Origin of the sequence: Nocardiopsis kunsanensis DSM 44524, assembly GCF_000340965.1 — a bacterium.
Classification (GTDB): domain Bacteria; phylum Actinomycetota; class Actinomycetes; order Streptosporangiales; family Streptosporangiaceae; genus Nocardiopsis; species Nocardiopsis kunsanensis.
The window spans coordinates 68,551-93,956 of sequence record NZ_ANAY01000020.1; the positions used below are offsets into that span (position 1 = coordinate 68,551).

Here is a 25,406-nt window from a genome sequence, read left to right on the forward strand (position 1 = left end):
TCACGCTCCCCTCAACTGCCCATCCGTTTCGGGTGGTTTGCCGTCCACACTGGTCAGGGCCGCAAACGGGCTCTGGTCGGCCCCACACACCCGCACGGGCCTACAGGGGCGAGCCCGTGCACAGGGGGCGGTGTAGGACACCACAGCGCCCGACACCGCCCCTGCCGGGTGCCAGTCAGTCCGGGTGTACGTGGCCGGTCCGGGTCAGCCAGGACCGGTAACGGGCCCGAACCCGCTCGGGGATGGCCACCGCCCGGTACCGGGCCGCCCCCACGGCGCGGCCGACCAGGTAGTGCTCGCCCTCCCAAGCCGGGATCCTCCCGAGCCGGGCCCCGACCTCGGCGACCTCGTCGAAGGCCGTGGCATCGTCATCGGTGAGTGGAAAATAAGTCATCTCCACACTCGTATGCGCGCTCACGGGCAATTCGGGGTGCCGCTCGAGGAAGGCAGCCAAGGCGCGCAGGTCCGCGATGATCCGCCTACGCGGACCCCTTCCGGCGGCATCGGTGAAGAACTCCTCCTCCCCTCCCCTTGAACTCTGGACCCCGCGTTCACCGCGCTGGTTCTGGTCGGGTCCCTTCCTCATGCAGCGACCACTCCTTCCCGAACAGTGCGCTCGTGCGCCGCCTCGCCCGGGTTGGCAAAAATCAGGACGTCCTCGTGCTGGACCACGTGCACCGGCCACCCCAACGCGCGCAACCTCCTGGTCTCGATGAGTTGGAAGAACGAGGTGCGCGAGACGACCTCGCCGTCCTTGAGCGCGCACAACAGTGCCGCGCACCGGTCGACCTGCACCAGCCCGGCCCGACGTCCGGCCTGGGCCACCTGTCCGGGAAAATCGATCAGCCGCCCCTGGAACCGGTAAGGGCGGGTGGTCACGACCACGAGCCCGCCCGGGGCCAGCAAGGGTCGGCAAGCAGCCATGATGTGGGTGAAGGAGGCCGCCAACTGCTCCGGGCGCTGGTAAGCGAGGTTGGCCGCCCTGCGATCGCGCTCACGCGTGTAGGTGTGGGCATGCTTTTCCACGCTCTGGGCCCCGTCCCTGCGTGAGCGCACCTGCCCGTGGGTCATCGCCCCGTAGGGCGGAGAGGTCAGCACCAGCTTCACCTTCCCGGCCAAGGTCTCATCGGCCAGGCTGGGCAGAGTGCGAGCCGCCTCTCCGGTGTAGACCCGTCCAATTCCCGGGGCGCCTTGGACCGCAGCGGTATCCAGGTTCAACCTCGCGATCGAGGCCCACTTGGGTTCCAGCTCCACCCCGACCGCACCCCGGCCCAGATGGGCAGCCTCGACCAGGCTGGTGCCGATGCCGCACATCGGGTCCAGGACCACATCTCCGGGCCGGGTATAGGTAGAGATGGCGTGCCGGGCGATCTCCGGGAGCATCCGAGCAGGGTGTTCCATCGACAAGCGGTTGTAGCGACGACCGCGTTGTTGGCGGGCCTGCTGCTGCCCGGTGGCCCACACCGAGCCTCCAGCTCGGCGCGAAGCGTGTGCCATGGATTCCTCACACAGGCACGCCGTCTCGCCCGTGCACTGCTCGTGGTCAGGGCCACAACCATGCATGTGCTGGCTCATGCTTCCACCTCCCCCGCGGTGTTGGCGGCCGGGGTACGGCCCTTCTTCGGAACCCGAAACACCGACACGTTCAGATGAGCGGGCGAGGTGATGGTGGCCGCAGCGTCGGCCACCGAGACCGGCAAAGCCGTATCCATCTCCTCTAGGTCGGAATCGAAATCCCGATCCCGGACGGCAATGGCAGAACCGAGTCCGAGCTCGCAGATCGGAGCGGTCACCGCCACCACGTGCTGCACGTACACCAGCCCCGCGCACGCGGCGGCCCGCACCAGGCCAGGGGCGGGATCGACCACCGATCCATCCGGCGCGTGGCCCACCGGGGTGATGGTGGCGATGATGCCGCCGGGGCGAGTGATCATCGCGGCGAAAGTGACCTGTGCTCGTGCCCTGTGTTTGCGCACTCGCGCGGGCTCATCGATAGCGGGCAAGGCAGCCACCGTGAGGTCGGCCCAGGCCACCTCGTCCTCGTGCTCCGAGGAGGTGGAGGCGACCACCTCGCTGGCGCGCCGGGCCCGTTCGGCCTGGTCGGCGACCAGGCCGGTTCCAGTCAGGTCCGCGATCGTGTCCCCGCATTGGGTGTACTCATGCACCAGCCGTTGAGCCAGCCGCTCGGGCACCGGCTGGCCACGAGCGGGGCCACAGGCCCAGACCGCCAACGGCGGGCGCCCGTGTGCGGAGGTGGTGGTGTGCGTCATCAGGAGCACCTTCTTTCTTCTCGCCCTGATAGCCCCTCAAGAAGACGCCGCAGCGGTGAATGCGACATCGCACCGGCAACAAAGGCCGCGAGAAGGTGAAGGCCCAGGACCCGCACCAGCGGTCGCTGGTGCGGGTCCTGGGCCTTCAGCCAGGGAGTAACCGGGTCAGGGGCGTTGGCCGATCCGGTGGCACGGGCACCCAGCCTGTTGCAGCATGTCCCGCACCAGGAGCGGTAGGGGCAGGGCGAGGATGATCGCGACGCGCTCCAGCGGGGTGCCGTAGCAGCACCGCCCCGTGCCGCGATCGTGCACGCTCAGGTGGTGACCGCACACTTCACAGCACGTGCCAGGGCCGCGCTCGTCGTGTTGCGCCATCCCGGGCCAGTCGCCTTCGATGTAGTAGGCGCGCAGCAGGCGGTGGGTGCGGTTAACCACCCCGACCAGGGTCGCCGTCACGCACAAAGCGGCCAGGACCATGGCGTAGGCCCACCCCGGGCACTCGGGGTCGAGGGCCGCCCAGACAACGTCGGACATGAATACTCCTCAGGGGTATATACGAGGTGGGGGTGTGGGCGGTCGTTGGCCCACACCCCTCGGGTGGTGGGTCAGGCCGGGTGCTTGGCGGAGCGGTACCGGCGGGGCTTGTCGCAGGTCTGCTGCGCCCGCCCCTCCTTGGCCAGGCGGGCGAGGTTGTTCTGGATCGCGCCGATCGAACGTCCGGCCAGCTTGTGGCTGAGAGCAGTCGCGGTGAATTCTTCGGCGGGGTCGGCATCGAGCAGGGCCATGACCATGACCTTCAACTCGCCCGGGACGAGCCGCGTGGACCCGCTGACCGGGTTGAGGTTCGGCTCCGTGGAGTCTGCTGCGGGAGGAGCCGTGGGCACGGGCGGTGCCGGGGGGTGCTGCCCGTGGGAGGTGTCGTGGCCGTGTGCCGGAGTCGTGGCTTCCTCCCCTGAGTCAGCCCTGGGTGCCGACTCAGGCGTGCTCACCTTGCTGCCGCTCCGCTCGGGTGGGGCTGGGACCTTCGGGGCGGGGTCCCGCGCCGGGTCGGTCTCGCCTGAGCCCTCTTCGCTGGTGAGGCCGGTCTCCTGGTCCGGAGACTCTGCTGAGCTGCCGGTGTCCTGCTCGGCTGAGGCGTCGGGCTCGGCCTGCCAGAGGTCGGGCAGGCGTCGGCGACCGTCACGCCCGCCCGGGGTACGCAGGGCCTGACCGTCCTTCTCCAGGGCCGGGAGGTGCGTGCCCAGGGTGGACTTTCCCAACCCTGCGGCTTCGGCCAGCTCGGTGACAGTGACTGGAGTGGTGGCCTCGGCCAAGGTGTCCAGAACGAGAGCGCGGGTCTGCGCGGCCGTACGGCGCGGAGTCGACGTGGTTGCGGTCATGGCGAACGAGTCCCTTCGGTAGGTAGGAGGGGCGCCCCGCCCCGTGTGGCGGGGCGCCCCTGGTCGAGAGATGGGGTCAGGGCCGGGAGTTGCGGTGCAGGTAGGCATCGACCGCCCCGCTCACCCGGCGAACGTTGGCGCTCGCGATGAATTGGTTGCGCAGCGCTTTGGGCCAACCGGTCACATGGCGACCGTGGTCGCTGACCGTGGTCAGGGACAGGCCTCCGCTCTGCTCCTGGAACGGGCTCTTGACCGTGACCGTGATCGTCGGGTTGGACCGGTCGGCGTAGCAGTCCTGCACCATCGGGGTGACTGGTGTGGTGCCATCGCTGGGTGTGGCGTACCGGTCGTAGTAGAACGGTGCGCTGGTCAGGTCGAACCCAAGCTTCTGCAGGTGCTGGCGTGTGCGGGTGACGACCAGGCCGGTCGCCGCCATGGCCCGGACCCTGGTGTCCAGGCACTCGTACGCGGTGCAGTCAACGGCCGCGGCCAGCACCTGCCACGCACGGCCGCCGTACTCGGAGACGCAGTCGGTGAGGTCACCGGCCAGGTCGTGGTACCCGTACACGATGAGCGGGATGTGGCTGGTGAGGTTGAGTGTGCGCGCATGGGTGACGTAGTAGTCGCCTCGGAACAGGTCGGCGACGATTACCCCGCCCGGACCGATCCGCTTCAGGGTGCGCAGCATGCGCGGAGTGATCTCGGCGTCCTCGAGCCAGTCGTAATCTGCGACCTTGGGTGCGTATTCGAACACGTGGGGTTCCTTCCTTGGGCGCGCCGAACACGGCGCTCGGCGCGATAGGGGGCTGTCTTTCCGGTGGCGGGGCCGCCCTGCGGGGCGGCCCCGGTCGGGTGTCAGGGGCAGGTGTTCTTCATGTGGCGCTCCGCCTCCAGGGGCGCTTCCCGCACGAACTTGGGACTCGCCTCGTGCGTGACGAGCTGGGTCCAGGTGGTCACGTAGTGGCCCCGGTCGTACATGTCCAAGGACGCCAGGAGGCTGGCCGGACCTTGCTGGCCGCTGCGGGAAATGAAGGTGATGCGCGGGTTTGTGCGCAGGACGAAGGTGTCCTGAACCAGCCTCGTGCCGTCCGGGGCATAGTTGAGGACGGGGCGGCGGGTCAGGTCCATTCCGCACACGGTCATGTCCCGGCGCAGGGCGCGTGCCAGCGGACTCATGGCCCTGGAGAACGTGGCCCAGTGGTCGAGCTGATCCCAGGTGGTATCGGTGACCGCGTCCGCCGTCTCTTCCCAGTCCCGGTCGTAGCAGTCCAGGTCGTGGAGCAGGTCGTCGTGGCCGTAGATGGGCAGCAGGCCTCGGTTCACCATGTCCAGGTCTCGGGCGTGGGTGACCTCGTAGGCGGCCCGGCGGAGATCGGCGATGAGCAATCCGCCCGGTCCGGTGCGGCCAAGGTCCCTGAGCATGTCCACCGTGACCTCCTCATCGGCGAACCGGTCATACATCGTCGGGACGACAGTCATTACGGGGCTCCTTTCAAGGCGCGCCGAACCCAGCGCTCGGCGCAGTTGTGTGGATGGCGGGGCCGCCCCGCCCTGTGAGGCGGCCCCGAGCGGTGCGGGTGTCAGCGGCCGTGGTGCAGGGCCTGGGTCACCGTGGAGGCGACCAGGCGGCTGGTCGCGGCATAGGTGAGCGTGCTACTGGTGGCCAAGGTCCGGTCAGCAGCCGGCTCGGCTTCTTCCCAGAGACCGCTGGTGGTGATCCGGGTCGGGTCGATGAAACCGAAGGTGACCGTGACGTGCGCGGTGTGCTCACTCCCCGCAAGGCAGTAGTAGTCCGTCATTGCGGGCAGACCGCCGGTCGCGGGCATGGCGAGCGTGGGCGCTGCTGACAGGTACACCCCGGCGGTGGCCAGGTTCCTGCGCAGCTCGTGCACCTGGAGGTTCATCGCGCGGATCCCGTGCCAGTCGATCTGCCAGCCAGCAGCCATGGCGCTCAGGTCCCCGGCCAGGTCCCCGTCATTGGCCTGGCGCCCTTGGCAGGCGTAGTGTGCGGTCAGTTCCCGGAGCCCCTGGTGCCCGCTGATGATCATCCGGTCGGGGGAAGTCGTTTCCCAGGGGTCGGTGACCTCGACCTGGCAGGTGTCCTCGCTCCAGGTCAGGCACGCAGGTGTCTCCTGGTCTCGCAGGTCGGCGATGTGCTCGCGGGTGAGGCGAATCAGCGGCGGGTAAGGCATACTCGTGTGCACAGCACACTCCATTCGCTTGGTGGTGTTGGACCCGCGCCCACCTGCTGGGCTCCACACCTGTGTCGGTGAGCGCGGGCATGTGCGGTGGGGCCGGTCTGAAGGTGACCGCCTTCAGACCGGCCGCATCATTCCGAGGTAGCCAGAACCGGCTGCGCTGGCCGGTACCCCTCGGCGGTCATTTCGGGACACAGTCCCGTACCGTCCAGGTGGCTGTAGGCCGGAGTGTTCCCGAGTGGCACGATCCAGCCAGAAGGCTCGGCTTCGTGCACCTCTTCTTCGCAGTGCGGGCACATCATGACCTCAATTCCTCCTTCTTCAGAACTCATTCTTAAACCCCGAGAATCGCCGGGCGTTTCTCGTTTGCAGGTCGAGGTTCACTTGGCTGACCGTGCTTGTCAAGCTGCCCTGTGAACCTTTTTCTACCCACTTCGAAAACGGCCCCTTATCTCGGGGCGGAGCCCAAGATGACCTTGGGTTCCGCGGGTTTGTCAACTCACGTTTGGAAGTTTTTCCCGCACGCCCCGAAACCGTGCTTCCATCTCGGGAACATGACCATAGGAACTTGGCTCACGGAGCCCTGTCAACTCGAGTCACGGGGTTTTTCAGGAAAATCTTTAGGCGCCCGTTCGCAACGCGAAGGAAGCGCGTGCGCACCCACGCGCGCGTGGAGTCAGTACGGGCATGCATAGGTGCCGATGTGGCAGATTATGACGCCTTCGGAAATCCGTTGAATCTCAACCCTTCACACCCGGGAGGCTCAAAATACTTCAGTAGTGATTGAGCACAAAATGCGAATTGGTGCTTTTGAGGGAGGGTGGGCGGGGAGAGAATGAGAGTAAATAAGAATGAAGGGGAAGGAGTGAACTGGAGACACATTGTCTCTGGTGAGGGGTGCGGGTTCGCCGCCCTACGTGAAGATGACTACCCACTTGGGTAGAAGTCTGGACGGCCGATGGCCCACCTGAGTACACCGTGACCTGCGTGTATGCTGCCGGTAGGGTGGGCCGGCTAAGACCGGCCCACCCAGTGGTCCAGGCAGCGGCCCACCTGACGGCCCACTCGATCCGATCCCGTCTGACCGGGTGGAGTCCCACGTCTGCATCGGGGCGGCGCCGGCGCACTCCTCCTACTGTGACGGCACCCCGCACTCCCCGATGATGCGCCGGCTTTCCTCACTCGGTTTTTCTCCGAGCATCTTGAGCTTGTGTTTCAGGGCTCGGTACGTCTGATGAGCCCCTTCCGGAAGGCCGCTATCACGGGAAAGCGCCATCATACGCTGGTACAGCGGTTCGTTGAATTCGTCGAACAAGACGGCCGTTTCCAGGTACTGCATCTTCTCCTGACGGTCTTCCGCGGACTCGGCGAGCCTGACACACGCGTTCACGGCGACCCGGGTGCACCGTTCCCTGACCGGTTCCACCCACAACTCTTCGCGCTCATGGAGCAGGTTCTCCTTGTGCAACTCCAGGACCCTTATCAAGTACTGATGGGAGTTCTCTTCCACTGTCTTTCTAAGAGCATCGGTCGTGCGGAGGAAGTGCCATAGGTCGACATCGAAGAGGGACTTGTCTATACGGTAGCGCCCTGATTCCTGAATGACGATCGGTGCGCCAGGTGCGTCCAGGAGTGGACGCAGCGTGCTGCGCAGGCTGTGCACCGCATTGCGCCGGTGCGCGGCGGCTTTATCGGGTTTGCCGTCGGCGAAACAGGCCTCGGTGATCTGCTCGGCGTCGGCGCCCTTGGGGTGCAGTGCGAGGAACGACAGGAGGGTGCGGGCCACCGACCGTAGACCTGTCACGGGCTTGCCCTCGAAGGTGATCAACGGTTCTGCGGCGAACAGCCGCACCTGCACCACGTGCCCCGAGAAAGTGGGTGGGGCCTCGCTCGACTCGTGCTCGCCGTCGCTCTCCGGGACGGTCGTTTCGCCTTCGGCCTCCTGCGCGGTTTCCGTGTCGGGCGCTGGTTCGCCGGATTCGGTGTCCGGCGCATGTTCCTCCTTCGCTGCCGGAGGAGGAACGTGGCGCAGTGGGGCAACGATGGCCCTTTCGCCGTTCCCTGAGTTCAGGCGCACACGGTCGGTTTGATCGCACCGCACTTCAACCGACGCGTGAGCTGTCGGACCGAGCACGCACACCGCCACGTCGGAAGAGGCCAGAAGCGGTCCACACAGATCTGCGTGAGCGTCGGCCTCGTCAGCTCCGAACAGGACCAACAGTCGCCCGGTGGCAACCTCATTTTCGGCCTGTTCTACCGGTTCTTCCTCCTCGTGCTCGTGGCGTGCGGAGGACAGAAGTTCGGTATCCACCGCTACGGGCACACCGTGGATGTCGGAGACTGTGTGTATCCCCCGCGGCAGTGCGTCAGCGGTTTCTTCCACGGCGGCGGCGACAGTGCTGGTGGCGATCGTGCGACCTGCGGTGTGATCAGTGGCCACGGCTGCTAGAGCGGCTGCCGCGTACCGGCCCGTGAACGCGAGTCCTCCGCGACTGTTCACCCGAACCGTGTCCGCCACCAGCACGTAACCGTCTTCGTCGAGGGCGCCGCGGGCAGCACCGCCAGGGTCCTGGCGGACCAGCTCCTCCTCGTCAAGCCCTGTGCTCTGGGCGTCTGCAGAGGTGTCGTCGGCCTCAGGGGCCGGAGTCGACCGGAAGGACCGTGACTTGGTCGCGGAGGCCGAAGCACGCATCCGTCCAGTTGCGTACCCCGCAGCCGCGCCGACCGTGCCGGCAACGGTTCCGATCGCCACTGCAGCCGGCGTGCTGCTCTCTCCGCGCCTGGTGTCTGGGTTCACGCTTACCGATTCCGGGGAACCGGTGGCTGTCGCCGCCCCCTCCTCTGCGGGTGCTGGTTCGGGAGAGGAACGGACTTGCTGCAGGTTGTAGGCGATCTCGACCCGGCGCTGCGCCTCGTACGGCATCTGAGCTTCGGCGGTTGGTTCTGCGGCCGCGTCACCGCTGACCTGGATCTCGACAGCGTCGCCCAGGTGCTCGCGCAGGTGGGCCGCTACCGTTTGCGCGCGTTCTTCGGCCAGGGTCTGGTTGTAGGCGGGATCGCCGATCGGGTCGGTATAGCCAGTGACCATCACAGGCGTTTCTGAGTGAGCGAAGGCATCGAGCAACTCGATGGTGGGGGCCAGCGCTTCTTTCTTCTCCGGGGGCAGAACAGCCGAGTCGAAGGCGAACCCGGAGAGTGTGCGGTTCCGTTCGATGGTCTCCGATGCGGTTCCCGTGGCTTCGCCGCTCTCTTCCGGAGTGAGGTCCGGGTCGGCCGGTGCCTGAGCCATGGTGTGGGTGGGTGCGGCCATGGCAACAGTGTGCGTGCTGGTCGCGGCCGTGCCTCCGGCAACCAGGAGCCATACGAGTCGTACCAGGCCGATCCGGGGCGTCAGCCCTCGCAGGGCCGCGACGATGTCACCGGCGACCACGATCAGGTGTGCGGCCCACAACGCCCACAGGGCAACCACGAGTCCCGCGATGACGACCTCATCAGGAACGGTCCCCGAGCGCAGGTACTGAACGAACCAGGTCCAGGAGTTGTGCTCGTCCAGGGGCCAGCCGAGCCAGCGGACGAGCAGAGGCGGCCCCACCAGCAGCGCCAGCGTTGCCAGGCAGGCGCCCGCCAAGGGCCATCGGCTGTAGGACATGCTGCTTTCCTCTCCGTTTCAGCGAACGCGCCCATCAGGGCCGCACACCCCGCACGGCTTTGGTCAGGGCTGCGCAGCGACGGCATCGGCTTCGACTTCGATCCCTTGGGGACCGATCGGCAGCACAGCGGGGGTATAGGTGGTGCGGGCCAGGATGGTGACCTGTTCACCCTCGGTTGTGACCCGCCCGGACACACCGGCTCGATGCAGGTGGTCGGTGGCAGCTTGTTCGGCCGCTTGTGGGGCCAGGACCGCCTCGCCATCTGCCAGGGCGGCCGAGGTATCGACCTGTTGTGCGCCGGCCCGGGCGGCCGCGTGCGCCGTCGCCAACAAGTCGCTCTTGACGACGAGCATCTGTCCGGCTTCCCAGACCAGTGCGAAGACCACCATGACGACGGGGATCAGCAGGATGAGGAACACCGACGCGTTCCCGGCGTCCGCCTCTGTGGCGGTTGCCCGTAGTCTCCGGGTCATGAGGCCTGTCCCCGGTATGGGTCGACGGGAGAGACCGCCGACGTACGCAGCGTGCGTTGGCCACCGAGCCCGCCCAGGTCCACGACGGTGACCGTGCACGCCACTTCCACTTCCGCCGCTCCACCGGCGTCGAAGCGGGATACGTCCACGGAAGCGGTGAAGGGGTCGCAGGACACACCGCGGTCGGCTAGTTCGCCCTCGGCCACCTGCTGAGCCCGGTCCCGGGCCGAGGCGGCGTCGCGCTGCAGCGACGCGGCCCGTGCAGCGGCCAAGGCGGCGTCTTGTGTGGTCAGAGCCGCCGAGACCTGCCGTCCCGCCACCACCATCAGCATCAAGAGCACGACCAGGACTGGGGTGAGCAACATCAGTTCCACCGATGCACCACCGGAGTCTCCACGCCGGCGCCTTCCATCCAATCCGGTGATCATGGTGCGAGGTGTTCGATGGGACCGGAGACCTGCGTGCTCACCGGCAGGGTCGACCCCGGCACAACGCTGACCGCCTGGGCCCGCACCAGCACTCGCGCCTGATCGGGCTCTCGGGTGACGTCGACCTCCACCTGGCGCAGCATCACGCCGCCCAACTGTTCCTGTGCCTGCTCGGCCCGCTGGTGTGCCAGGGCGGTGGAACCGTTCAAGGCCCGTGCGCTCGCGAGGGTCTGGGAGGCGACCGCCTGCACCCGGTGTTGGGCATGGGCCCACACACCCACCTGAACGACACCCAGCACCATCACGAACACCATGGGCAGGATGAAGAGCGGTTCAGCACTGCCCCGATCGCCGCATCGCGTTCGATTCCGGCTTCCGCGCAGGCGGATGCGTGCGCTCACCGGTTCACGCCCAGATCGATGGACTCGGCCGCCGTGGTGAACTCGTTGACCAGGATCGCCCCGACCGCTGTGGCGATGGTGATGGAGACCATGATCATCAGGATCCAGTCGGTCGTCGCCGCTCCGGCGTCACGTTCTACTCGCTGTGATGGACCAATGCGTGTGCGTATCCAACTGTGGGCATACCGAAGAAAGGTCTGCACGCCAGTTTCTCCTTGTCTAGAACCCCGTGGTGATGTGGCTCAGGGCCGCGTAGCTGATGAGAAGAAGGAACCCGGCCACCAGCCCCGTGGTGGGCAGGGTCATCCGCTCGGTGGCCGCGTGCGCGGCGGCTTCGGCCTCGGCGAGTCTGCGTGCTCGCAGGGACTGGGCCTTCGCGGTCAGCGAGGTGCGGGTTCGTGCCCCCGAGGTACCGCCCAGGCGCAAGGACGCGGCCAGTTCTCCGAGCTCGCGGACCCTGGTCTGGGCACAGAGTTCTTCCAGCCCTTCCCACGCAGGACGGTGGCGGATGTTCGCGGCGTGCACGGCTTCTCGGATACGTACCAGCGCGGGGCCGTGTCCGTGTTGAAGAGCCGCTGTCACCGCTCCGGTGGGGCCGGCGCCTGCGGCCAGGCCCATCACCGTCAGGTCCGCCAGTGCGGAGGAGGCCGCGCGCAGATCCGCCTGGTGCTCGGCAGCGGCACTCCGGGCGGTGAGGTCGGGAGCCACGAAGCAGGTCACCACGAGCGTGGCCGCGAACAGCCAAACCATGAGCGACCCCGGCAGAACCCATGCTCCAACCGTGGCCAGAAGCGTTCCGAGTAGGAGTCCGAGCCCCGTGGCGGCGGCCTTCTCCGCCCGATAAGCCTCCACCGATCTACCCGCCGCCGTCAGAACACCGGCCATGCGCGGGCCTGGGATACCGACGTGCGTCAGAAGGCGTCCCGTATGGTTCCCGACCCGGTGCGACCAGCCCTGCCCCGCGGACTTTGGGGGCCCGGGTGCCGGTCGGGGGGTCAGGCGTTCGACCAAACGGGGGCGTCGTATCCCGTAGGCAGCGGCGCATACCCCCGCACCGACCAAGCCCCCGCCCAGAGCCAGTGTGAGCGTACTCATGAAACGCCCTCCACAGGCGCGGTGTCCGCCTGAGCCAGAGCGAAAGGCCGTGCCTGCTGAGGTGGAGAAGCCAGACGGGCCAACCAGAAGAACGCGGCGGCCCAGAGCCCGCCGACCAGAGCGAGGACGAGCTGTCCGGTGGGCGTCCCCAGCGGGGAGAGGAAGGCCGGGTTGAAGGCCGCCATCCCCACCAGCATGACCACGGTCGCGGCAGCGATGATGCGTACCGATGACGCGGTTCTGGCCCGAGAGGCCGAGATACGCTCCACGGTCGTGGCACGGTCCCGAGCCGCGTCCGCCAAACGGCCGAGCATCCCTGCCAAGTCACCGGCCTGTCGGGAAGCCCCCATACTCAACGTGACCGAGACCAGGTCTCCGAGATCTGAGTCGATCTCACGCGCGAAGACCGGCGCCGCTCGCTCCATGGGCTGTCCAACGCGCAAACGCGCGTCCAGAGCCTGAACCTGCTGTCGAACCCGGTCCGGTGCGACAGGCACGGTAGCGCTGACGGCCTGGTGCAGACCGGCTGCTCCGGTGAGCATGTCCCGCAACTGTTCGACCCAGGAGGCCAGAGCTTCGGCGAGGTCGGCCTCGGCCCGGGCGGAGGTATCGGAGCTGAGCAGAGTGGGCAGCCACCATCCTGCTGCGGCCGCCAGCACCGTTCCGACGGGCCACCCCGTCATCAGGCCCACCGCGGCCCCCGTCCCGGTCGCACACGCCAACCGGGTCCACACCCGGCGATCCTGCAGTGAGCCCAGCCACGGAACGTGAGCACCGCTGGTGCGCCGCCACGGGAGGAGGGTCGCGGTGTAGGCGGCGCAGGCGATGCCTGCCCCGCACAGTGCACCACCCAGAATCAGGCCGCCGAGGCCCCAGTCCAACCAGCTCGTCATGTCCACCCCCCGGCCGTGTACCCGGCACGTTCCAGGCGCCGGCCGATGTCACCTCCGGGTGCGCACACAGTCGTCCCGGTGGGCTCGTCGACCGGACGCGTGTACAGCTCGTTGGACAGAACCTGTTCGCCTTCCGCCCCGACGACCTCTCGGATGTTGGTAACCACCCGCTCCCCCGTCGAGGTGGTGTCGATGTGTGCGACGAGGTGTACGGAAGCTCCGATGAGGGTGGCCGTAGCCGAGGCCGTGAGCCGTTCGGGCGCCTGGGCACAGTAGGCGGCGATCTTGGTGAAGACCTGCTGGCTGGAGGAAGCGTGGATGGTGGACATCGAGCCGTCCGTTCCCATACTCATAGCGTTGAGCAGGGCCAGTGTCTCCGGTCCCCGGGTCTCTCCGACGATCACCCGATCCGGGCACATCCGCAGCGCGGCCCGCACGAGCTCTGCCAAGGTCACTTCGCCGATGCCCTCGACGTTGGGCGGGCGGCCCTGGAGGGGCACCACGTCCGCCTCGCTCATGTGGCGGTGCAACCCCAGTTCGAGGGAGTCCTCGACGGTGATGATCCGCTCATCGTCCAAGGTTCCCAGCAGGGCGCGCAGCAGGGTGGTCTTGCCCGCGTTCGTGGCTCCGCTGACGATGATGTTCAACCGCGCGCGGACGGCAGCGACCAGCAGGTTCCGGGAGGGCTGATCGAGCGTGCCTGATCGCAGCAGGTCGCCCAGCCTCAGGTGGCGTTGGGGATGACGGCGGATCGTCACGGTGGGGCGTACAGCGACGCCGGGCATGACCGCCGACAACCGTTCACCGCCGGACAGCTCCATCGAGAGGATGGGAGCGGCGGCGTCGAAGCGGCGCTCGCCGCCGGGTGCACGGGCGGCGGCCCGCTGCACCAGGGCGACGAGTTCGGCGTCGGTTCGTACCACCGCTGGTCGGCGCTCTCGGCGGCCCGCGCCGAAGTCGACGATCGCGTCGTCGTTACCGGTGATGTGGATGTTCTCCACCCCGGGTTCGCAGAGGAGTTCTTCAATCGGCCCCAGGCCCAGGACGCGGTCGAGCACCAGGCGGCGTAGGCGTGTCTCGTCCTGCGGAGTCAGCAGCGCACGAGTGCCTTCGCTGAGAGCGGCACGGGCGCGTCGTTCCAAGAGCACGTCCACCGCGTCGGCGGCGCGACCGGGGTTGACTGCCCCGGAGGGGTCGGCCGCGAGCTGCTCTGTGACCTGGGTAGCGATGGCCGTTGCGGCATCGCGTACCGATTCCCCGCCGGCGTCGGGCGTCGAGGACAGATCAGGTGCGTTGAGAGTGGTCATGCTGCTTCCACCTCCTGCGGACGACGGATCGGACGGGCCACGCCGATGCCGGAGAAGTCATCGCACAGCTCACTCAGGCCCTTCGCGGCCTTGATCAGCGGCATCCACTCCAAGCTTTCGGGGTCGCCCCGTCGGGCCCACCACGCGGCCAAACGATCGCGTATCCGCGCCGCAGGACGGTGGGCACCTCGTACGAGCGCCGCCCCGGACTCGTCCCATGGAACACGCGACCAGACCGGTATCTGCGCCGCGACTTGGGAGATCTCCGCGTCGCTGTGCGGGCAAGGGCCGGTCACAGCCAAACCGACACGCACCTCGTCCTGGCGCAGCGAAGCAAGTACCGGCGCGCATGCCCGCAGCCTTTGTGCGTGCCCCACATCGTTCAAGTCCGTCACGACCACGGCGACGTCGGCGTGCCGGAGCAGGGCCGCCCCCGCAGACCCTGGCACCGCCCTACCGACGTCGACGACGGTCACCCGTCCCGAGCTCAGCAACGCCGGGGTCTGAGCGATGACGTCCACTGCTCGCCCGGCCTCCAACGGATCAGCTGGCGCGGCCACCACACGCAACCCTCCCGGCAGCTCGATGGCATGGCGCAGCAGCGGGGTGAAAGCGGACGGAGTTTCATCGGCATCGGTCTGAGTCCGGGTCTGCGGAGTCATCGTTGCCTGGAGCGGCGCCCTCGAGGCCGCCGCCAATGACACCAGCCCCGAATCCGGGCGCTGGTCAGGGTCGATACCGTGCCAGGCTGCCACGTCACCGCCCGAGGCATCGGCCTCCACCATGACCGGGACGGTCAGCGGGGTGGAGGGCCAGGAGGCAGCGAGCGCGGTCGCCAGGCTCGTCACGCCGGGGGAACCACTCAGGGAGCACACCGCGATGATCATTCCGCGCCCTCGCCTTCTTCAGCTTCGACCTGCTCGTCGACGGGGTTGACGACGGCGAGCCCGACCTCGTCTCTTGCCATCGAACGGGACAGGCTTGTGGCCTCGTCTCTGGGCAGGACGACCTCGACGACCTGCTGTGCGGAGCCGAGCTCGTCTTCCTGGTGCTGCGCCTGGTGAACGACACCGGTCACCGTGTCTTCGTCCTGGGCTCCTTGATCCTCGGAGGTGGCCGTGGGAATGAGGTCGACGGTCGTGCCCTCCTCCATGCCGCTCGGCATGGAGGTCACCGGAACCGAGACCACCGCCTGGCCCCGTTCCGGCCACATCGCGGTATCAGCGACAGAAGCCGCCACCAGCGGTGAACCCTCCGGAACCGGTCGGGTCAGGACCATCCCTTCGGCCATCTCCGGTGCGACCAGCCTGAACCCGTCCGGTTCGTGAAGATCCACCGCACGTATATCGTCCCCGGTCACTGTGTGTCCGGCGGGCAGATCGTCGACCAGTACCGCGACCGTCCGCGTCTCGTCCGCCCAGGTCCCCGCTACGGCGCCCGCTCCAGCCCCGGCCGCGATCAGGACGCCGGCGAGGAGGCCCCACCTCCAACGACGCCGCGAGGTGGCGGCCAAACGGACGGAGCCCCATTCAGCGTGGTCGTCCGACCGATCGGTGCTTCGTTTGTCCCGGTCTTTTTGCCCAGGATCGGCAAGTGAGACCATCCCCGCCCTTTCTTCTCGTTCGTAGAAGCTTCAGCGAATACGTGTGATCACCGAATGGATCTCGCTCACCGCGATGGGGACGGTGGAGGTCGTGGTCAAGCCCTCCAGCTCCCCGCTTCGCCCATCGCTGGTGCTCCACGCCACCTGCCACTCCCAGTCGGCGGCCAGCTCCATCCCGGTTTCGGCCCCTTCCGTCGGAAGGGCCGTATAGGTGTGACCGCAATCCGGGGAAGCCCCGTCCTCGTGCAGGTGCGGCGTATAGACCGTGCCCGGCCCCTGGCAGACGACCTCGTTACCGTCACCCGTGCTCCACACCACCCGTTCCGGGGTCGCGGTCACGTTCACCGACCCCGCGCTCACCGATGCCGTAGCCGTCACCGGCTCCCAGGAGGTGCCGTCGACCCACATCCAGGCAGGCATGTTCACGAATCGGGGTTTGCCCAGGGGCGGTGCGGTTCCGATCTCAGGTTCAGGCGGACTCATCATGGCTCGCGCCTGTTCAGCCAGGGCCGCCGGTTCAAAAGGGGTTTCGTTTTCCTGCTGGCTTCGCCCTGTGCCGGATGTGTCGCACGAGGCGACGCCGGGAGGTGCGGCCAGGGGCCCTTCCTTGTCAGAGGACCGGAACTCGGCGTCGTCGTACACGCACGAGGGCCCCTCGTCTTCTTCGGTACCGCCGCTCTCCGGGTTTCCCTCAGATGCTGGTCCCCGCGCCGGGCTCCGTGGTTGTTCGGGGGATTGGAGCTGCTCCGGGGTGGCCGCCTCGACCTGGCATTCGCCGTTCGAGCATTCGGTGTTGGCCAAGAGGTCAGAGGCTTGCACGGTCGTAGCTGTCACCAGTGTTGCGACCACGCCGACCGCGCCAATTACAGGGAGCTTGAGCGCGAAGGAGGTCTCTCGCCTCAGCATGACCCGTAGTCCTCCAACCAGAGGTCATCCACCAGCCAGCGCTCCTCGGCGAGGACGACTTCAGCGCTGACAACTCGCCGTCGTTCCCCGACGTCTGTGGTCTCGCCATCCTCGATGACAAGCCAGTCCGAACTGTCGACGCAGTCCTCGATACTCACCGTGCTGGGCGAGTCGTCGAGTTCAGTGTCGACGACCTCTGGAGCGAACTCGGGTTCTCCAGTAGCGGTAACCCCCTGAAGCATGTCCGTGGTGAGCTCGAGCGCCTGTCCCGAGGCGTAGTCGGCCAGGTCCGGATGGCCCACAGCGCCCTCACGTGCGCCTTCGACCACCACGTCCCACATACCTCGGTAGGCCTCGAGCGCCGACTCCTCGGGCGAAGAGCTGGGAGAGGCTTCCAGGGCCGGGGGCGTGCTCGAGGCGCTCTCGGGATCGCTCTCCTGCGTCGCACAACTCGTAAGCACGAGCGCGCTCGTCACGGTCCAGCACACCATGGGTGCTCGCATGTCACCACCGATCCATCACCGTCCGCGGCACACACGCCGCGCTTTCGCAAGGTGACCGTAGCCACACGAAGAGTGAACGCACAACCTGTTTCCGAATACTCAACGTGACAGAAAATGTGGAGAACACCACGGCCTCTCGATGTCGCACGCTCTACCTGCGCAAACACCAAAAGGCGGGGGTGCCCGGAAATGGGCAACCCCGCCTCTCTTCTACCTATTCAGGCATGGCAAGCAGGTCGCTGCTGCACCCACTGACGCACCAGGCCCGCCAACTCCTCCCACTCGTCCGGCTGCTCTCGGGTATGGGATGCAGCCGTCGCGCCCGTGGCCCACTGCTTCGGAGAAAGGGCACGCCCCGACGCATGCCTCCTATGCCGCTCCCGCTGCTCATGCTGGACCACGTAGGGGCGAACGCCCCGTACGCCGTCGTCGTCTACACACCACCCCATCGGGGTTGGCACCTCGGGGCGGGGCGACCCAACCCTTGCCCCATGGTCGAGGCGGAGAGACCGGCCTCGGCTGGAGTGAGTCCTCTGTATCTGCCCGTAACGTTGCGCCCATCCTGGGTTCTGCTGCGGCTCCGGAGTCCTTGCTGGACTCGGGGCCTCACGCACGGGCACCGATTCGGTGGGAGTGTTTCGCGGCGTCGGAGTTACTCCGATGATCATTGCGAGTATTGCCCCCACGACCCATCGTGTGTGGTTGACCCAACCGCGTCGGCGTCGCCGGTGCCGACCCGTAACATGGCTCATGATTGCCTCCTGGCTGCTTCAGGGGTAATCGGCCTCGGGCCGGTGTTGGCGCACCGCCCGAGGCGTCTTCTTCGGCTGTGTACTGTTCGCGGGATGCCGTGAGAATCCGAGGTGGGGGCATTGGCTTTGGGGCCCTTGTCCCAAAGTGCACTTCCCCGCCTCGCTCCACACGGGCCAGCGGCTGCTGCTACACGGGTTACTCCTTGTTCAGGACCGACACGAGACCGCTTTCACCTGAAAAACAGGACCGCATAATAAAACCCTCATACCAGACATAAGGAACGCCCAACACGCATACTAGACAGCACAGTTCATCGGGGTGGTACGGCAGCGATATTCCCCCATACTCACGAGAAGTCTCAACCGGTCCACTCAAAAAAGCCACGGAGCTGGAGAGAAATATTTTTACGGAACTACCGGTCCGGTTATCAACGGTCCCGTACCGTCACTAGGCCCACCCCAAGCCGGAGAAGACGGTGATATGGGCTCGAGGAACTCTCAAACCTGTCAGCCCGGCCGCGTAGCCGCGACGAACACGCTGCTGTAGTAGTCGCCGTCGACGGGTTCGACCCGGATCGACTGTCCTGTTCTGGGTGCGTTGACCATCTGCCCGTCTCCGGCGTACATGGTCACGTGCGAGGGTGAACCGCCCGGCGCTCCGGTGTCGTAGAACAGCAGGTCGCCAGGCTGGAGTTCATCGAGCCCGACTCTGGTTCCGGCGTCGACCTGGTCGGTGGTCACCCGGGGGATGTCCACTCCGGCCTGTGCCCAGGCCCGCATCACCAGCCCCGAGCAGTCGAAGGCCCCCGGCCCCGTGCCGCCCCACAAGTAGGGCTTGCCGACCTGTTCCAGCGCCCAGGCGACCGCCGTGCGTCCCTGCTCGCTGCTGGCTCCCGACCCGGCGGTCGGAGAGGAGGCGGCCTTCTGCGCGGCGATCTCGGCGTAATCCTCGATGTGGCCGCTCACATGCTCCACGTAGGAGCGCGAGCGGTTGTAGCGCAGCAGCGCCGCTTCCAACTCGTCCTGGTCGGAGAAGTCCACTCCTGCGGAGTTACTGGCACACAGGTACACCGCCGCGCTCCAGGTCGCGTCGAAGGCGTTGTGCGGGTCGCCTTGGTCGCTTCCCGTTGCGTTCAAACCGTGGGAGTCCCAGGTCGTGGGGATGAACTGCATCGGCCCCACGGCCCGGTCGTAGCCGGTGTCGCCGTCCCACTTTCCGTTGTCGGAGTCGGTGTGGGCTGTGGTGTTGCCTCCGGCCCCTGAACCGTCGAGGCGGGGTCCGATGATCCTGGGCCGTACGTCACCGGATGAGGAGATCTCGCTTCCGGCAGCGTGGTTGGATTCGACTTTGCCGATACCGGCCAGCACCGGCCACGTCATGTTCGTGCACTCGGGATACTCCCCCTCCAGACGTGCAGCCGCCTGTGTGTAGGCCAACAACAAGACGTCCGGTATGCCCTCCACTCCGCCCTCCGGCATGTAGGAGACAGGGTCTTCGCCGTCGGAGAGTGTTCCGATGAACAGCGGCACCAGGAGAAACACCAACACGGCGATCCCGACCACGACACGGATCATGCGCCTCCTGGCTCCGGCAAGCGGTGACGGCGGGCGATGTCGACCAGGGCCAGCCGCTCTGTGGAATCAGTGGTGCGCCACACCTGGTCCGCCGGCCCCTGCGCACGGAGCCGCGCGTGGGTCGTCACGTACACCCCCACGCTCGGCCCGTCGTCAGCCGCCAGACGCACGGCGAGGTGCTCTTCGCGCGTCTGGGAGTGGAGAGCGAACAGCACGATGGAGGGCAGGCCCGACTCGCGGGCCAGGCGCCCGTACCCGCCCATCTTGCGGTGCACCTTGGTCAGGGGTTCGGTCCCAGTGTCGTACTCCCAGAAGGCGTCCAGCTCGCTCGTGCCCTGGTGCCAGCGCATGTAGGCATCAGGACGGACGTAGCGCCCCCACCGTCGGGCGCACTCACGCTCGGGTTCCCAGCGCACCAGTTGAGCAGTCGGCAGGGTACGCGCCGCCTCGGTGGTCAGGACCAGGCACTCGACGAGGCCGGTCATGTGACCGAGTTGGCCGGAATGCGCACGCGCCAGTGCTCGGTCCTGGCGAAAGCCCAGTTCAGCGGGTTCGATTCCTCGGTATTCGGCGACCAACGCGGCGCCCAAAGGTGCGAGAACCCAGTGGACGGGGGCCCGGAGGCGCCCGTGGGGACGGAACCCGTCCATGAGCCCGTACTGGTGCAGCAGGAGCAGTCTTCTGCGAGCCCGGCGTGCGTCGGCTCGGGGGAAGTACAGCCGGTGGAGGTGGTGGGTCGTCATGACGTGGTGGTCATGCAGTCCGGCCAAGATGCTTTGGTCTCGGGGTGTGACCCTGCGCGCCAGCCAGAGGAGTTTGCCCGCGTAGTCGCTGAGTACCGGCCGCCGTCCTGTTTCGTCTGGTTGGTTCATGTGCGTCCTCCCGGACCTCGCGGGTCGTCCAACGGCTGGTGTTGGCCGGCGCTGTGTCTGCGTGCGGTTTCGCGGACATGGGTTGCTCGGCCCGTGATTCCTGGGGGCAGGGGGCGGGTGCGCACGGTGGCCACTGCATGTTCCTTGGCGCCCACCAGCGGGCGCACCGCTGCCTGGTAGGCGCCCAGGTGAGTCAGGTCGTAGGCGCCCAGCACGGGCTCGGTGTGCTGGTGGAGATTGGCCGCGTCATCGGGTGAGGCGGTGAAGTAGATCTTGGTGCGCGCGTTCGCCGAGACCGCTTTGCGCAGGTCGGCGGGCAGTTGCCCCAGTTCCTGGTGGGCCAGGGCCAAGCTGAGCCGGTAGCCGCGGGCCTCGGCCAGCATGTCTTCCATGCTCCCGGGCAGATTGAGGAAGTTCTGGCACTCATCCACGTAGGCGCACAGGTCCTTGCGCTGGTGTTCGGGTGTGTGGATGCGAGCGGTCACCGCTTGCCAGGTCGCGGCGAGGGCGAACGAGCCGATCAGGCTGGAGGTGTCCTCGCCCAGGCGCCCCTTCGGCAGGCGCAGCAGGACCAGGTGGCCGGTGTCGAACAACGACGGCAGGTCGATGGTGGAGGGGCCCGAGGCCACGACCTGGCGCACCCATCTACGCAGGAGTGCCGTGCGGAGTTTGTTGAGGATCGGCCCCGTCACCGTTGAGCGCGCGGAGACGGTGAGCTTGCCGTACCAGTCCCAGAAGTCGGCCAGGGCCTCGTCCACTCCGGTGTGGGCGGTGACTTTGCCCAGCACCTTCTGGCGCAACTGGTCGTCGGCGAGCAGGCGTGGGATGTCGCCCAGGGTCAGGGCAGGGTCCTTGGCGCGGGTCAGAGTCAGCGTGGCGGCGCGCAGTATGTCGTCGGTGCGCGGTCCCCAGTAGTCGGCGTAGATCCGACGGAAGATGCCCACCACCGTGTCACTGGTGAAATCCGGGTCTCCGCCTTGCAGCAGGTTCAGTCGGGGCGGCAGCGCGTTGTCGTCGGGGTCGAAGAGCACCACCCGGTCCGCCGCGTCCTGGGGCAGTCGGGCCAGGATGTCGGTGACCAGGTCCCCGCGCGGGTCGATGACCAGTCCGGCGCGGCCTGCTTTCGCATCCTGCAGGACCAGGTTGGCCAGCAAGGTGGATTTCCCTGAGCCGGTCTTGCCGAGGATGTGGGTGTGCTGGCGGGCTTCGGCTACCCCCAAGGCGATCGGGCGCGGTGTGCCGGCGTCGGTGTCGCCGACCAGGCGTGTGTGCTCTCCGCCGCGTGGAACAGCCGGGGAGGGGGCGGAGGGCCGTGCCCCTGCCCTGACCAGTCCGGGGACGGCGGTATCAGTGGGCAGGTGTGCGATCCCGGCCAGTTCGGCGGTGGAGAGAAGGAACCCGTGCCCCAAGAAGCGATGGGTCGAGCGCCATCGAGGGGCGAGCATGCGTTGGCGGTGCAGGTGGTTGGTGCCGCTGGTGAACGCCGCGAAGGCCGAGGCCACCCCGTGTGCCCGTCCCCGCAAGCGCTCCTGGGCCGCTTGACCGTGCTGGTCTGTAGTCAGGACATAGGCAATGTCGCAGGCCAGACGGGGCGAGGACGCTTTGGTCAGAATCGAGCGGATGTCGTCGCCGATCCCGGGGAGAGCCGCCGATCTGGCGTGTGTGCTGCTTCGGACCGTGGGGTCCAGAGCATCGAGGGCCATCATCATGGCACCCGTGTGCCCGTTCAGGCGGGCCGCAGCCCGGCGGGCGCGTGCGCTGCGTCGGCCGGTGGCCGGCCGTGCGGTGATCTGGACCAGGACGTGTTCGCCTTCGGTCAGCTCATCGAAGGCACCCAGCAAGGGACGCAGTGGGTCGTCGTCGAACTTGGTCCGCAAGGGGTAGACCTCACCTCGTCCCAGCCGCAGGAGGCCGCCGGTGCTGTAGGCCCCGTCGGGCAGTGGCGAGGTGTCGGGGGTCAAGTGCCGGGTGGAGGTGGTTGCCCCGGGCCAGGCCGAACTGACCGCCCGCTCCACCGTTCCGGGAGGTATGGTCCCGGGGACCCAAACCCGGAAGCGCACACCGGCGGGCGAGGCGCGGATTTCCAACGCCAGGTGGGGTTGGATCAACCATCGGGACCATCGGGGTTTGAGCAGTCCCATGGCGTGTTGCCAAAATGCGCGGGCGTTCTCGAGACTGGCTTCGGGTGGGGGCAGGACCTCCACCATCCGAGCGTTCCGTGACAAGTAATGGTGGCGGACGAGTCGCCACCCGGTCACCACCAAGCACACTGTGGCACCCACCAGAGGGATGAGCGCCAGGATGAGGAAGAAGCTGGCCATCATGCCTCCCCTGCGGGATCGTGCGTTTCAGGCCCGTGGTCCGGATGGCCGCTCTCCTCGGGTTGTTCGTCGCGGAGGGCGGCGAGTTCAGCTGGGTCGGAAGTGATCAGCCGGTGTTCGGCCGCAGAAGCCAGTGGACCGAAGCCCACTCGCTGGTGCCCGGCTACCAGCAGCGCACACCCTCGGGGCGCGGTGTTGACCAAATGGGTCTCGCCCGAGGAAAGGTGGAAGGTCTCCGCGACTCGGTCGAGGTTCTGCGGGGCCTGTTTGAGCAGGATCTGCGTGGCGGCGTTGGCGATGACCACCCGCCCCAGTTCCGAGTCCAGCACGTCGCCCACGTCCTGGGTGATCAGGGTGAGCCCCACCCAGTGCTTGCGGCCGGCCTTGGCCAACCTGGCGAGGTAGCGGGCCGCGGCCGGGTCCTGCAGGAGAAGCCAGGCCTCGTCCACCACGACCGCGCGGGGCCGCGTGGTCGTGGTGGCGGTGACGTGCCGCCATGTCGCATCCAGGGCCAGGAGCATCCCCACGGTGCGGACTTCGTCGGGCAGTTCTTTGAGGGAGACCACGCTCAGGTGGCCACCAAGGTGTGTGTTGCGGGAGCTGTCGAACAGGGCCGCGTGTGAGCCGCGTGTGTAGGGCTCCAGCCGGTCCGCCAATTCCTGCGCTGCTCGACCCGTTTCCTCTCCTTGTCCCGGAGCGTTGGCCAATTCCTCCAACGCGGCGGCCAAGTCCGCCAATACCGGTGGATCCTGCCCCCAGGTCGAGGCATCTCGGGTGATCCCGACTTCGGCGTAGGCGGTGATGACGGCCCGGTCCAGCACCGTCTTCTCGGTCGCGGACAGCTCGCCGACCATCGCGGCGATGAGAGTGTGCACGAACAGTGCCCGGTTGGTGAAGGCCTGTTCGTCGACGCCCTCCGGTGGGAGAGCGAAGGGGTTCAAGCGTCCTTGCGGAGTGCCCATGCGTAGGACGGTGCCGCCGACCGCCTCGGCCAGGCGCAGGTACTCCCCCTCGGGATCGATGACCGTGGCCTGTACCCCCACCAGCAGCGAGCGCAGCAGTTCGAGTTTGGCCAGGTAGGACTTGCCGGCCCCGGAACGGGCCAGGATCACCGAGTTGTGGTTGTCCAGACCGCCGCAGAACCGGTCCCAGGCCACCAACCCGCTGCTGTGGGTGTTGGTGCCGTACACCACCGTGGTCTCCCCCAGGTCGGCGACCAGCTCGGGAGAGGTGAACGGCAGCAGAGTAGCAGCGGCGTCGGTGTCCATCGAGCGGCCCGCCTTGAGCAGGTCAGTGCCCAGCGGCAGGGTGGAGATCCACCCCTGTAGCGAGCGGAAGGTAGCGGGGACGGCGTCCACCAGCAGGGAGGCGCACAGTGCGTGCACCTGTTGCAGCTCGGCCTCCAGCGCCTCCAGAGTGGGAGCGTGCACGGTGATGTAGGTCGCGACCCTGAACAAGCGGCCCTGACCGGTGGCGATCCGGTCGGCGATCTCGGCAGCGTCCGCCGCCGCGGTGATCTGGTGCGGGTCCTCCACTCGTCCCTGAGCGGTACTGGTGCGGTGGGCCGACTCCAGGCGAGCCCTGCGTTTGCGCAGCCGAGTGGCGGCGGTGGCAGCGGGCACCGGCTCCAGGTGGAAACTGATGTCGAGCTGGCCCGGGTAGGCCAGGAGCGGTTCGGCCCACCCAGCGGTCACTTCGCGCGGATATCCAATGACCACGAGAGTCTGGGCCACACCGCCCTCGATCTGCACATGGCGGGCCCCGACATGGACCGCCGGCCCGCCCAACGCGGGCGATCCGGTCCGAGGCCACAAGTTCTGGAAAGGCTTCAACGCTCCCCCTGGTGTTCTCCGGCGGTGTCCATGGGCTCACCGGCGTGTGGGTCCGGGTCGGTCAGGCTGGTGCCCGGGGCGACCATCGATTGCCGCAGGGCTTGTTCAGCCCCGTCCTGGCCCAGGACCTGGGTGCGGATACCCAGGGTGGTCAGGCGCTCAGCGGTGTCCGTGGCCCGGCGCAGCAGGGATGGCCCGGCGCGCCGGACGGGGCCAGCGGCGGTGACCACGACCAGCACCTGCTGGTGGGAGAGCTCGTGCGTGGCGTCCAGCTCATCCAGGAACTGCGCGTGCGCCAAGGCGGTCTCGGCCAGGGCCTGGTGCGGAAGGTAGTGCGCGTTGTCTCGGACCATCGCGGTGAACTCGGCCAGGTCGGCCCGGCGACGTTGGACCAGGATCTGTGCCGGCTCGGACAGAGCGTCCAGTGCGCCGGCGAACGAAGACAGGACCTGGTCCTGCTCACGTCCGGACGCGAGCTGGAACGGCAGCGTGGTGCACGCGATCACGGCCGCGCATCGCCCACGGAGGTCGATCGCCCCGTCCGTACTGATCGCTGAGGCAGGCAGGCGCAAGGGCTCCAGACGGGGTGCGCGCCGCAGGAGGGGTGCCCACCGGGGCAGAGCCGATATTTCCCCTGAGGGCGTGCCCACCAGGTGCTTGGGTGCCCGGGCCCAGGCCAGCGCGCTGGCGGCGACGCGCTCCAATCCACGGCCACCGTGCTCGCTCAGGGCGATGGCGATGACCACCCCCAGGACGGGGGCCAGGAGTATCGCCAGCACCCACAGCGCGAGAACATCCTTCAGCATCAGGTAGGCGCCCCAAGCCCCCAACAGTGCCGGGGCGATGAGCAGGCACTGGCGCGCGGTCAAGTTGAAGACCAAGGGTTCAGGGCGGTCGATGTCAGCGGGGATGCGCCCCCGCCAGGCCGAAGTATCCTCTGCGGCCACA

The 25,406-nt window shown here is 67.6% G+C and carries 24 protein-coding genes; all 24 read right to left on the bottom strand.

Annotation, left to right across the window (positions count from 1 at the left end; all coding sequences use genetic code 11):
- Window positions 1-175: 175 nt before the first annotated feature.
- Window positions 176-586, bottom strand: a complete 411-nt coding sequence (locus tag D456_RS0114490) for a hypothetical protein (RefSeq protein ID WP_017576905.1) — start codon at window positions 584-586, stop codon at window positions 176-178.
- Window positions 583-1,497, bottom strand: a complete 915-nt coding sequence (locus D456_RS0114495) for a DNA methyltransferase (RefSeq protein ID WP_083904597.1) — start codon at window positions 1,495-1,497, stop codon at window positions 583-585. The genes D456_RS0114490 and D456_RS0114495 overlap by 4 nt, the downstream gene beginning before the upstream one ends.
- Window positions 1,498-1,571: 74 nt before the next feature.
- Window positions 1,572-2,270 carry a hypothetical protein gene (locus tag D456_RS0114500; RefSeq protein ID WP_239643838.1) on the bottom strand — a complete coding sequence of 233 codons (699 nt, stop codon included), beginning with the start codon at window positions 2,268-2,270 and terminating at the stop codon, window positions 1,572-1,574.
- A gap of 165 nt (window positions 2,271-2,435) precedes the next feature.
- A complete protein-coding gene (locus D456_RS0114505) occupies window positions 2,436-2,804 on the bottom strand; it encodes a hypothetical protein (protein WP_017576908.1) in 369 nt (122 codons plus the stop codon).
- Window positions 2,805-2,875: 71 nt separating this feature from the next.
- Window positions 2,876-3,649, bottom strand: coding sequence for an ArsR family transcriptional regulator (locus tag D456_RS0114510; RefSeq protein ID WP_017576909.1), 774 nt, complete (start codon window positions 3,647-3,649; stop codon window positions 2,876-2,878).
- A gap of 76 nt (window positions 3,650-3,725) precedes the next feature.
- Complete coding sequence (locus D456_RS0114515; RefSeq protein WP_017576910.1) at window positions 3,726-4,403, bottom strand: hypothetical protein; 678 nt, start codon at window positions 4,401-4,403, stop codon at window positions 3,726-3,728.
- Between the two features lie 101 nt (window positions 4,404-4,504).
- Window positions 4,505-5,128, bottom strand: coding sequence for a hypothetical protein (locus D456_RS0114520; protein WP_017576911.1), 624 nt, complete (start codon window positions 5,126-5,128; stop codon window positions 4,505-4,507).
- A gap of 101 nt (window positions 5,129-5,229) precedes the next feature.
- Window positions 5,230-5,853, bottom strand: coding sequence for a hypothetical protein (locus D456_RS0114525; RefSeq protein WP_152442573.1), 624 nt, complete (start codon window positions 5,851-5,853; stop codon window positions 5,230-5,232).
- A gap of 1,126 nt (window positions 5,854-6,979) precedes the next feature.
- The gene (locus D456_RS0114530) at window positions 6,980-9,475 is read right to left on the bottom strand and encodes an OmpA family protein (RefSeq protein ID WP_239643840.1); all 2,496 of its coding nucleotides are present in this window, start codon (window positions 9,473-9,475) and stop codon (window positions 6,980-6,982) included.
- An 84-nt stretch (window positions 9,476-9,559) separates the two neighbouring features.
- Window positions 9,560-9,970 carry a pilus assembly protein TadG-related protein gene (locus D456_RS0114535; protein ID WP_083904593.1) on the bottom strand — a complete coding sequence of 137 codons (411 nt, stop codon included), beginning with the start codon at window positions 9,968-9,970 and terminating at the stop codon, window positions 9,560-9,562.
- Complete coding sequence (locus D456_RS0114540) at window positions 9,967-10,398, bottom strand: TadE/TadG family type IV pilus assembly protein (RefSeq protein WP_152442574.1); 432 nt, start codon at window positions 10,396-10,398, stop codon at window positions 9,967-9,969. Before D456_RS0114540 ends, D456_RS0114535 begins: the two co-directional genes overlap by 4 nt.
- On the bottom strand, window positions 10,395-10,712 hold the full coding sequence (locus tag D456_RS0114545) for a TadE/TadG family type IV pilus assembly protein (RefSeq protein ID WP_017576915.1): 318 nt from the start codon (window positions 10,710-10,712) through the stop codon (window positions 10,395-10,397). The genes D456_RS0114540 and D456_RS0114545 overlap by 4 nt, the downstream gene beginning before the upstream one ends.
- A gap of 306 nt (window positions 10,713-11,018) precedes the next feature.
- Window positions 11,019-11,549 (bottom strand): type II secretion system F family protein, encoded by a 531-nt coding sequence (locus tag D456_RS0114555; RefSeq protein ID WP_017576917.1) that lies wholly within the window; start codon window positions 11,547-11,549, stop codon window positions 11,019-11,021.
- Window positions 11,550-11,890: 341 nt separating this feature from the next.
- Window positions 11,891-12,787, bottom strand: a complete 897-nt coding sequence (locus D456_RS0114560) for a type II secretion system F family protein (RefSeq protein WP_239643842.1) — start codon at window positions 12,785-12,787, stop codon at window positions 11,891-11,893.
- A complete protein-coding gene (locus tag D456_RS0114565) occupies window positions 12,784-14,094 on the bottom strand; it encodes a CpaF family protein (RefSeq protein WP_017576919.1) in 1,311 nt (436 codons plus the stop codon). The genes D456_RS0114560 and D456_RS0114565 overlap by 4 nt, the downstream gene beginning before the upstream one ends.
- Window positions 14,091-14,981: a P-loop NTPase family protein gene (locus tag D456_RS25080; protein ID WP_017576920.1), complete on the bottom strand. Its 891-nt coding sequence runs from the start codon at window positions 14,979-14,981 to the stop codon at window positions 14,091-14,093. Before D456_RS25080 ends, D456_RS0114565 begins: the two co-directional genes overlap by 4 nt.
- Window positions 14,978-15,607, bottom strand: coding sequence for an SAF domain-containing protein (locus D456_RS0114575; protein ID WP_017576921.1), 630 nt, complete (start codon window positions 15,605-15,607; stop codon window positions 14,978-14,980). Before D456_RS0114575 ends, D456_RS25080 begins: the two co-directional genes overlap by 4 nt.
- A gap of 120 nt (window positions 15,608-15,727) precedes the next feature.
- Window positions 15,728-16,339, bottom strand: a complete 612-nt coding sequence (locus D456_RS26615) for a hypothetical protein (protein WP_152442576.1) — start codon at window positions 16,337-16,339, stop codon at window positions 15,728-15,730.
- Between the two features lie 257 nt (window positions 16,340-16,596).
- Complete coding sequence (locus tag D456_RS0114585; RefSeq protein ID WP_040699343.1) at window positions 16,597-17,106, bottom strand: hypothetical protein; 510 nt, start codon at window positions 17,104-17,106, stop codon at window positions 16,597-16,599.
- Between the two features lie 1,259 nt (window positions 17,107-18,365).
- Window positions 18,366-19,433, bottom strand: coding sequence for a C40 family peptidase (locus D456_RS0114590; RefSeq protein WP_026115893.1), 1,068 nt, complete (start codon window positions 19,431-19,433; stop codon window positions 18,366-18,368).
- Entirely contained in the window at window positions 19,430-20,305 is an 876-nt protein-coding gene (locus D456_RS0114595) for a replication-relaxation family protein (RefSeq protein WP_017576924.1), read from the bottom strand. The genes D456_RS0114590 and D456_RS0114595 overlap by 4 nt, the downstream gene beginning before the upstream one ends.
- Window positions 20,302-22,626, bottom strand: coding sequence for a type IV secretory system conjugative DNA transfer family protein (locus D456_RS0114600; RefSeq protein ID WP_017576925.1), 2,325 nt, complete (start codon window positions 22,624-22,626; stop codon window positions 20,302-20,304). Before D456_RS0114600 ends, D456_RS0114595 begins: the two co-directional genes overlap by 4 nt.
- Entirely contained in the window at window positions 22,626-24,458 is a 1,833-nt protein-coding gene (locus D456_RS0114605; protein ID WP_239643844.1) for a VirB4 family type IV secretion system protein, read from the bottom strand. The genes D456_RS0114600 and D456_RS0114605 overlap by 1 nt, the downstream gene beginning before the upstream one ends.
- Window positions 24,455-25,405: a PrgI family protein gene (locus D456_RS0114610; RefSeq protein ID WP_017576927.1), complete on the bottom strand. Its 951-nt coding sequence runs from the start codon at window positions 25,403-25,405 to the stop codon at window positions 24,455-24,457. Before D456_RS0114610 ends, D456_RS0114605 begins: the two co-directional genes overlap by 4 nt.
- Window position 25,406 lies beyond the last annotated feature (1 nt).